The organism is bacterium (assembly GCA_024226335.1).
Taxonomy (GTDB): domain Bacteria; phylum Myxococcota_A; class UBA9160; order SZUA-336; family SZUA-336; genus JAAELY01.
Genome location: JAAELY010000082.1, coordinates 1 through 6,815, shown reverse-complemented (window position 1 = coordinate 6,815; position 6,815 = coordinate 1). Strand labels below are relative to the sequence as shown.

The following is a 6,815-nucleotide window of genomic DNA, read 5'->3' as shown; positions in this document are numbered from 1 at the left end:
CTTTTCGATTGAAGACTGGAAGCCCATAGCAACACTCAGCGGTCACGAGCATCACGCCAACACCGTCGACTGGTCACCCGATGGTTCCCAGCTCGTCAGCTGCGCGCACGACCGGACGCTGCGCATCTGGGACCTCGCATCAAAAGAGTGTCTTCGCGTCATCGAAGCACACGAAGACGATATTGACGCGGCGATGATCTCTCCCGACGGACAGTGGATCGCCAGCGCAGGACACGACAAAGAGTTGCGCATCTGGGACCTGAAGAGCGGATCCAAGTTCTGTGGCCTGGGCGGCCATAGTGATGAAATCGAATGGGTCTCCTGGTCACCAGATGGAGCAAAGCTCGCCACGACTTCCATCGACGCCAAGGTGCGCATCTACGACTTTGCCTCCCAGACTCTGGAGCGCACATTGCCCGGTTGCAACCGCTCGGTATCGCTGGTGCGCCTGCAAACCCGACGGATCCGCGATGGGCGTGACGCGAATCGGATTGCCATCGTCCAGGCCGATCGCTCGCTCAGTCTCGTGGATGAGAACTTCAGACCGGTCGAACGCGTCGAAGAAATTCACGAACAAGCCGTGAAAGGCGCTGAATGGTCTCCGGATGGAGAGCAGTTGCTCACTGCTTCGCTCGACGGCAGTGTTTCGCTTTGGGAATGCCAGCCACGAGTTTCACATAAGCAGCACTTCAGCTTTCCCAGCGGAGCGTATAGCGCGAGTTGGTCCCCCGACGGCAGATACTTCTCGGTCGGCCTGGAGGACGGCTCGGTATCGATTGTGGAATCCGAATCGGGCCGGGTCGTTCAGCGCTTCGGAGATCACACCGATCCGGTGTATCGGGTGGCCTGGTCTCCTAGCGGCCGCTGGATCGCTTCGGGTTCCAGAGACTGTCGAGTCATTCTGCGCTCACCCGAGCGCGACGAAATGCGAGAACTCGGAGGACACAGCGATCTGCTCTTCTCGGTCAGCTGGTCCCGGGATGGCGCACTCCTGGCTTCCACTTCTCGCGATCGAACCACACGGCTCTGGGACGAAGAAGGCAACTGTCTCGGCGTGCTCACCGGTCACGAACTCAGCATCTGGGACGCAGCGATCTCCGCTGGCGCCGACAAGATCGCGACTTGCTCCTTCGATACGACCATCCGCGTGTACGCCCTTCCCGGTGGCGAACTCCTGCAGTGTCTTCGCGGGCATACCCGGCAGGTGAGCAGCGTGGATTGGTTGAGCGAAACGCGCTTGATCAGCGGAAGCCGTGACGGAACATGCCGCATCTGGGACTTGCAGGCGGAAACGAGCACGACTCTGTCTCCCCATCAACTCTTTCTCGAAGACGAATCCGCGCTTGGCGCACCCGGTCGTTCCGCAACCGGCCGCGGCCTTTGATGCACCTGCTCCTGGACGAGGAACACCACCGATGAGAAGTCAGCCAATTTCCGCTTCACCCGGTCATGACGCTCCGTTGAGCTGTACTGCAAGCGATGCTTCGGGCCGTCAAATCGCGACGGGTAGTTACGATGCCACGATCCGCATCTGGGATCCCGACTCCGCGGAGCAACTCAGGAGCATTCGCGCCACGAGCCTGGTCAATGGAATCGTGTTTTCCCCCGACGGGCTCCAGATCGCGAGCGGAGAATGCGACTACATCGCCTACATCCGCGAAATCTCCACGGGTCGGGAGATCCGTGCATTCAGGGGACATGAGGACGACGTGAACTCCGTGGCCTGGTCCCCGGACGGGAACTTCCTGGCCACCGCCAGCTTCGACGACACCGCTCGTATCTGGGATGTGTCAAACGGCGAATGCCTCCTGCGACTGACGAACCACACCGACGACGTGAACGGCGTGCACTGGAGCCCCGACGGAAAGCGCATCTCTACGGCTTCGGACGATCGAACCGTGCGAATCTGGGACGCTCATTCGGGTGAGGAACGACTGGTTCTCGATGACGCATCCGATTGGTGTGACCACGCTCCGTTTTCTCCCGATGGCAGTCGCATAGCCTGTTCTTCGATGGAAGGACGGGCCCGCGTCTACGATGCGGAATCGGGCCAACTCCTTCTGACTCTTTCCCACCACGATGCCGCGGTGAAGGCCGTTTGCTGGAGTCGCGATGGCAGGCGGATCTGCACCGCAAGCTACGATCACCATCTGCGCGAATTCGACGCCGAAACAGGGCGAATACTGAGAAAGACCTACTACCCGAATATGTGGAGCCGATTCATCGATGAAATCGGTGACACTGGACGCTATCTCACGGGTTCATTCGCAGGTGCTCCCGTCGTCTGGGATGCGAAGCGCGGAACACGCGAGCTGATCGAAAAGCCGACCCAGGGACTCAACGCCGCTGCCCTGTCCTCAGACGCGCGCTGGGTCGCTCTGAGTAGTGACAACGGATCCACGGAGATCGTCGAGCGTTCGAACAACCGACGAGTTGCGAGTCTTCGGGCTCACGAGGGCGCGCCACTGGTGGCCGAATTCTGTCCATCTGGCGAGCTGCTCGCAATTGGCGCCTGGGACGGCTCCGTGGCCATCCACTCGTGCGATAGCTGGGAACTCACCAGCCATATCCGCGGCCTCCGAGACATCGTTTGCGCACTCACATTCTCGGAGGACGGAAGCGAGTTGGTCTGTGCGACCTACTCCGGCGCAGTCCTGCGCTGGAATGTGGCTACGGGCCAGCTCCTCGGTGTGCTGACGCTTCACCACGGATCGGCAAAGGCGCTGTGTCGCGGGGCAGATGGGACCTACCTCAGCGGTGGGCGCGACGGTACGATTCACCGCAGTCACGCCGACGGGTCAGTCGAGATCTTCCGCGTCGCCAACACCATCATCAACGCAGTCGCTCTTTCCCCCGATCAGCGCGTCTTCGCCAGCGCATCGCGCGACCATAGTGTGCGTATCCATGACTCCGCCAATGGTGAGGTGCTGGCTCGATTCGAAGATCACCCGTGCTCGATCAAGACGGTCACCTGGTCGAACGACGGACACTCGATTGCCGCCGGATACTACGACGGCACCATCGTGCTCTGGGATCCGGAGAGTTCGCAGAGCCGGTTACTTCAGCCGAAGCCTGCCCACGCCATCAGCCAGATCAGCTTCTTGCCCGACGGAAATCTGCTGGTGGGTTCCTGGAATCCTCTCGGCCGCGCTCGGATTCTCGATCAAGAGGGTGAGCCGATCGCGAGCCTGGGCGGAAAACCACTGCTGAGCCCAAGACGCAGGCGTGCCCCCCAGCCAGCGAAGGCGAGCCTGCGGAGCTGAGAATTGAACCCGGACACTTTGCTTCTCGAACTGGGCGCCGCCATCTGCGCCATCGGCTACGGCTTCCGGCTACACCACTGGTTCTCCGGAAAAGAGACGGGACCTCGGTCTCCGATTCGTACGCGGGCGCGTTCCTTCCTGGAACGCGTCGTGCTTCAGCGACCCTTCCGCAGCGGTGGATGGCGCGCTCCGCTCATGCACGGACTGATCTTCTGGGGCTGTGCCGGGCTCGGTATTTCCTCGCTCGAGCTTCTGCCCGGGCTCTTCAATTTCCGGATCTTCGAGCCTGCAGACCTGCATGGCGCTGCTCTCCTGGCGCGAGAAGCGGGAACCCTGGCTCTGGTCGCAGGCTGCGCAATGGCGATACACCGCCGTTACGTCAAACGCTGGGAGCGGCTCACACTGGATCTTCCGGGAGATCGGTTGATCCTGGCCTTGCTATTTGCGATCCCGCTCACCGGTATCTTCACCGTGGGCGCTCGCCTTTCGGGCCAACCACTGGAGGCGGAACCGATCGCCCTGAGCGGTCACGCCGCTTCATGGCTTCTGACCGGGATGGGTTTTGAACCGGCTTACGCCTCCTGGCGGAGTATTCACGTGGTCATGATTTCGGGATTCCTGGCGCTGCTCCCGTTCACTCGCTTGCGGCACATTCTGGTTGCCCCTCTCGCCGTACTGATTGGCCAGGTACGCGAAAGTGAAAACGTCGAAGGGAATGCGACCGATGTGCTCCCCTGGCTTCTGCGACTGCAACTGGATGCGTGCAGTGGTTGCGGTCGCTGCGATTCCGCCTGCCCGCCGACAGAGGACGGGACCCCTCTCTCGCCTCAGAGCATCGTGATAGCCCAGCGCAGCGACGAACGAGCCCGTAGCATCGAAGACGCGGCACTCGCCGACTGCTCTCTTTGTGGAGCTTGTGAAGAGGCCTGTCCTGCCGGGATCTCTCACCTGACTCGACTTCGCTCCCTGAAGCTGCAACGCGATCCGCTGCATTCTTCGCGAGATCCGCAGAGCTCAGGAGCGGAACCGACGTCCGTATCAGAACTCTTCCCACTCCTCGTCGGACCCATCGGGACCGGAGCATTCCGGAACCAACGCTGACTGAAACGGAGCTGCAGTCGGAGAACTCAGCCGCCAGCGCTGTGGTAGGCACGCCCCCCCCGAAATGACTCGTACTCTACGGCGCCAGGTTTGCCGGTGTACCTGCGCCGACAAAGCTGTTCTTCAACACAGTCTGGCCTGCATCAGACAGCGCCCAGCGAATGAACAACCGTACCTCACCCTGAGGCTCACCCTTGGTGATCAGATAGAGTGGCCGAGTGATCGGGTACGCGGAGTTGTCGACCGAAGCGGTCTGGCCGTCGGGATTGATTAGTTTGATCCCGCTCGAATTTCCCATGAGCGCGAAACTCAACTGGCCGATTCCGCCTTCATCGTCGGCCACCTTGGCGGCGATCGCGGGGTCCGGACGAATCGTCTTGATCCGGGGACCGCCGTAGTCAGCGCCGCCAAGGACCTTCTTTGCAAATACCTTGCGAGTCGCCGATTGCGTATTCGTAACGTATACGGTGATGGCCATGTCCTTGCCACCCACCTGACTCCAGTTGTGGACCTGGCCGGTGAAGATGTCCTTGAGCTGGGCCGTCGAGAGATCGGAAACGGGGTTCTTGGAGTTCACGAGAACACCAATCGCGTCGTGTCCGATCAGGTATTTGTTGACGCCCTTGGCAAGGATCTGCTCCTTGACTTCGCGCGCCACACCGCCAATATCGGTCTTTCCTGCAGCGGTAGCGTTTTCACCACCCCCACTCTCGGGCTTGGTATTGAGAGAGAACGTGCTGTCCGTGTAGGCGGACTGCGCATCATTCATGAACTTTCCGACTGTCGAAGAACCCACATACTTGATCTCTCCGGCATCGGCGTCTGGAATCCCAACCAGGAAGGCAAGCGCCAGACCGGTTACGATTGCTATTCTCAAAACGTTCGCATGCATATCTATCTCCTCGGATCGAGTGTTCTCAAGATGAGTCGCCAGAGCCCTAACTGGAACTCGAACGACGTTGGTGATCGTGTCGTGCCTGAAACCTCGGTCCGTCATTTGTCTCAGGCGGAGCGATGGAACGATCCTTGGCGAACTCAGCTTTCACATATACGTGCTGAGACGGCTCGCGGCGAATCTTGCGACCGGGCGCCGGCGCCAGCCTGAAAGCCGCATGGGTCCGGCGCGCATCGACCTCCACCCTTCGAGCACTATCGTTCACGGATCGATCCCAGAACGTTCGTATCCGTTGTGCAGTGCGGAGAATCCCAGCAGCGGAAATGCTCTTTCGCTTGCTCGGCAGAAATGGCTGGCGTTCGGCAATAGCTCGATGCACGGACCGGTCGTGAAAGACGAAGCCGAAGAAGTCCAGTTCGAGAGAGAGATGCTCCCGGGCGGCCTCCTGGATTTTCGCCGCCACGCCCATTTCATCGGACGAATAGCCCATGTTGAACACGATGCGCGGACGGTAACGGCGCGTGATCGCCTCGACCCGCGCACCTGCTTCGCGATCGATCGTTCCGATCTCTTGCTGCAGAGCTGCGATGGACGTTTCGTTGGCCTCGATGGATCGCTTGTGATAGGTGGCCATGAACTCGCGCACGTCGTCGTGCTCGCGAGTTTCCCGCTCGATGCGACGCAAGAGGAATTGCTTCAGAAACGAGAGCATATTCATCAACGCCGGGTACTCCGGCTGCGTGACCAACAGGCCGTGATCCGAGAGCGCAAAGAAGTCGAGCGTATTGAACGAAGCGCCCGCACCTAGATCGAGAACGATGTACTCCGAATCGAGCTTGAGCAGATGGGAGATCAGGCGCTTCTTTCGCGCGAACGGAATATTTGCCATGAACGCGCTCTTGCCATCACCGGGGATCAGACTCAAGCCTTCGATTCCCGTGGGAACCGGCAGATCGGAAAACTCGACGCTCCGCGCCTTGAGAAAGTCACCCACTCCGGAGTGAGTATTCGAAACCCCCAGATGACTGTGGAGATTCGATCCGCCGAGATCGAGGTCCACCGCGGTCACCGAGTGCCCGGCTTCCGCAAGCGCGATAGAGAGGTTCGCCGCAAGAAAGGTCTTGCCGACGCCACCCTTTCCGGCGGCAATCGGAATGATCCGACTCACGAGTCTCTCCCTCATCTCCAAACCAGAACTCCTTCAGGCGGTCCGCTCAATCGAAAGCGGCCAGTTCATCAGAACTCTTCCCACTCCTCGTCGGACCCATCGGGACCGGAGGATTCGGGAACCGGCGCTGACCGAGTCGGAGAACTCGGCTCGGCAGCCAGCGGCCTGGGGGATGTGGGCGGAGTGTTCATCTCGTGGTGTCCGCCGTTATCACCCGAGGTGAAGAACGACAGGACCTGGTTCATGCCGATCGCGTTGGTCGCGAGTTCCTCACTGGCACTGGTCGCTTCCTCGGCCAGCGCGCCGTTCTGCTGAGTGATCTCGTCCATCTCGCTGATCGCCTTGTTCACCTGCTCGATCCCCTGAGCCTGCTCGGTACTCGCAGCAG

General features: G+C 60.4%; 5 protein-coding genes. 3 read left to right on the top strand and 2 right to left on the bottom strand.

Annotation, left to right across the window (positions count from 1 at the left end; translation table 11 throughout):
- From GY725_03625 to GY725_03615, 3 genes are all read left to right on the top strand, one after another.
- A partial coding sequence (locus GY725_03625) for a WD40 repeat domain-containing protein (protein MCP4003265.1) occupies positions 1-1,384 on the top strand: 1,384 nt, incomplete at its 5' end.
- Between the two features lie 31 nt (positions 1,385-1,415).
- Positions 1,416-3,263 carry a PQQ-binding-like beta-propeller repeat protein gene (locus GY725_03620; GenBank protein MCP4003264.1) on the top strand — a complete coding sequence of 616 codons (1,848 nt, stop codon included), beginning with the start codon at positions 1,416-1,418 and terminating at the stop codon, positions 3,261-3,263.
- Between the two features lie 3 nt (positions 3,264-3,266).
- A complete protein-coding gene (locus tag GY725_03615) occupies positions 3,267-4,364 on the top strand; it encodes a 4Fe-4S dicluster domain-containing protein (GenBank protein ID MCP4003263.1) in 1,098 nt (365 codons plus the stop codon).
- A gap of 76 nt (positions 4,365-4,440) precedes the next feature.
- Here the strand turns inward: GY725_03615 and GY725_03610 are convergent, their stop codons facing one another.
- Together GY725_03610 and GY725_03605 are read right to left on the bottom strand one after the other, a co-directional pair.
- On the bottom strand, positions 4,441-5,256 hold the full coding sequence (locus GY725_03610) for a phosphate ABC transporter substrate-binding protein (protein MCP4003262.1): 816 nt from the start codon (positions 5,254-5,256) through the stop codon (positions 4,441-4,443).
- Positions 5,257-5,302: 46 nt separating this feature from the next.
- Positions 5,303-6,427 carry a MinD/ParA family protein gene (locus GY725_03605; protein ID MCP4003261.1) on the bottom strand — a complete coding sequence of 375 codons (1,125 nt, stop codon included), beginning with the start codon at positions 6,425-6,427 and terminating at the stop codon, positions 5,303-5,305.
- Between the last annotated feature and the right edge of the window lie 388 nt (positions 6,428-6,815).